The sequence below is a fragment of the Ignatzschineria cameli genome (assembly GCF_003121895.1).
Taxonomy (GTDB): Bacteria; Pseudomonadota; Gammaproteobacteria; order Cardiobacteriales; family Wohlfahrtiimonadaceae; genus Ignatzschineria; species Ignatzschineria cameli.
In genome coordinates this window covers 1-2,460 of record NZ_QEWW01000025.1, presented here as the reverse complement: position 1 = coordinate 2,460, position 2,460 = coordinate 1, and the positions used below count along the sequence as shown (strand labels likewise).

Here is a 2,460-nt window from a genome sequence, read left to right as displayed (position 1 = left end):
AAATGTGGAAGAAGCCCTTGCAATAATGAAAGATGCAGGCGTAGAATATGTAAATATAATGCCAAACCCAACAATGGAAGAAGATTTAAATAAAATCACAGCGATGCCAACATCCTTTATAGTAGATGAAAAAGGAAATGTGGTGGGAGGATTTATTGGAGCCTATAGCTACCAAGAATTAGCAGCCACTATTGATGAATTATTGAAGTAAAATTTTGGACGGGAGTGAACTTCACCCCTGTCCTTTTGATTTTTACATCAACAAATTGTCCTTTGAAACCTCACTACATCTAATTTAAGAGACTGTGTAAAATTTTGTGTATAGAAACCTCCTGATTAGGGTAAACAAAAACTAATCAGGAGGATTTTTATGGGTAGAAAGAGACCAGAAACAAGACTAAACAAAATATCGAAAATGTTAATTGAAGAGTATCAACCTCAAAGTGTTGAAGATCTTCAAAACGCACTTAAAGATCTCTTGGGAGATATAATACAACAAATGCTAAAAGCAGAACTTGACGAGCATTTAGATTATGAATATGGACAAGCCCCACTATCATTAAATACTAGGAATGGTTCAAGCAAAAAGACAGCAAAATCAACATATGGAGACATTGAATTAAAAATCCCTAGAGATAGAGAAGGTACATTTGAACCTCAAATATTAAAAAAATATGAAAAAGATATATCAAACATTGAAAATCAGATAATATCAATGTATGCGAAAGGAATGACAACAAGAGATATATCTTCACATATCGAGGAAATATATGGATTTGGTTTATCAGAAACCATGGTAAGTAGAATAACAAATAAAGTATTACCAACAATAGAAGAATGGCAAAATAGGCCTTTAGAAAAAGTCTATCCAATGATTTTTCTAGACGCAATACACTATAATGTAAGAGAAAACAACATAGTAGTAAAAAAAGCAGTATATATAGCCCTAGGATACAATGTAGAAGGATTTAAAGAAATACTAGGTATGTGGGTAGGAGAAAACGAATCAAGCAAATACTGGCTATTGGTATTAAATCAGTTAAAAGAAAGAGGACTCGAAGATATCCTGATAATTTGCACAGATAACTTACCTGGATTCACACAAGCTATAGAAGCAGTATATCCAAAAGCAGAAATACAAAAATGCATAATACACCAAATAAGGAACTCAACAAAGTATGTAAGTTACAAAGACATCAAGGAATTAATGAAAGACTTAAAAGCAGTCTACAAAGCACCAACAGAAGAACTAGCACTAACCAACCTAGAAATATTTGAAGATAAATGGGGTAAAAAATATCCAATGTGCGTAAGATCTTGGAGAAATAATTGGGCAGAACTTTCCACTTACTTCAAATATCCAGAAGGAATCAGAAAACTAATATATACAACAAATGCCATGGAAAACTTTAATAGACAATTAAGAAAAGTGACTAAAAATAAAGCGGTATTTCCAAATGACTACGCATTACAAAAGAGTCTCTACTTAGCAATGGTAGACGCATCTAGAAAATGGACAACAAGGATAAGAGGATGGGATAGTATATTATCACAACTGAGTATATTTTTTGAAGGCAGGATATAATTTTGCCTTTAAAAGAATAAAAAATTTGAGAATCCAAGTCAAGGCACCGGCTAACGCCTTGCGACTTCGTCGCAGCCTTGACATAAATTCCCAAATTTTTAAATAAACAAGTAGGCAAAATAAAGGAAAGATTTAAGAAAATCTTGACCTTTTAGTTTACTTGTGCAAAAATATGCTAAAGACATTAAATCATAAATGTCTTAGAATTATATTTTTAATTTTTGAAAGATTATAACTCTTACTTTAATCAGAAGAGCTCATACACAAAATTATTTACATACCCATTTATTTCCTTAAAATTTAATCGGCATGAAGGTATTAACCTTTGTGCCGATTTTTATATGTCAATTTTCCCTATAAAATTCCAATAAATCCAAATGGTTTGTCTCTTTAAATTTGTTCCTGGAACTTTTTCTGATTGTTCTACATAAATCTTGTCTACAAAAGTTCTAATTATTTCTGGATCAAGTTCTTTAATATCGGTGTACTTCCTCACAAGCTTTAGGAATGATTCCACATTAAGTTCTTCCTCCTGTGATTTTGTAATAGTTTTTTCAAGTTCAACTATTCTTTTTTGAAGTGAAATTTCTTCTTCATCATAAGCTTTTGCCATTTTTTCAAATCTTTGGTCAGATATTTTACCTTCCAAGTTATCTTCATATAGGTTTTGAACGATAGAGTCGAGTTTTACAATTCTATCTTTAGAATCGTCTAATTCCTTTTTCTGACTTCTTAATACTTGATTTAACTCGCTGGTTTTCTTTTTTAAAACTAAATCTACAAATTCTTGCTCATGGTCTTTTGCAAAGGCTGTAACTTTCCTAATTTCCCTCACAAGAATTTCTTCAACTTGAATATTCTTAATTTGATGTGAA

At 31.4% G+C, this 2,460-nt stretch carries 3 protein-coding genes; 2 read left to right on the top strand and 1 reads right to left on the bottom strand.

Annotated features, from left to right (window positions below; all coding sequences use genetic code 11):
- Both DC077_RS10935 and DC077_RS10535 read left to right on the top strand, forming a co-directional pair.
- A partial coding sequence (locus tag DC077_RS10935) for a TlpA family protein disulfide reductase (protein WP_275663953.1) occupies nucleotides 1-211 on the top strand: 211 nt, incomplete at its 5' end.
- A 204-nt stretch (nucleotides 212-415) separates the two neighbouring features.
- Nucleotides 416-1,585 (top strand): IS256 family transposase, encoded by a 1,170-nt coding sequence (locus tag DC077_RS10535; protein ID WP_164488755.1) that lies wholly within the window; start codon nucleotides 416-418, stop codon nucleotides 1,583-1,585.
- 337 nt (nucleotides 1,586-1,922) lie between these two features.
- On the opposite strand, the gene DC077_RS10530 is transcribed toward DC077_RS10535, so the two are convergent.
- Nucleotides 1,923-2,460 (bottom strand): DUF4368 domain-containing protein (locus tag DC077_RS10530; RefSeq protein WP_121494627.1); only part of this gene is annotated, 538 nt, incomplete at its 5' end.

Coding starts and splice junctions, on each gene's coding strand:
- DC077_RS10535 (WP_164488755.1), top strand. CDS start 416: ATGTTAATTGAAGAGTATCAACCTCAAAGTGTTGAAGATCTTCAAAAC.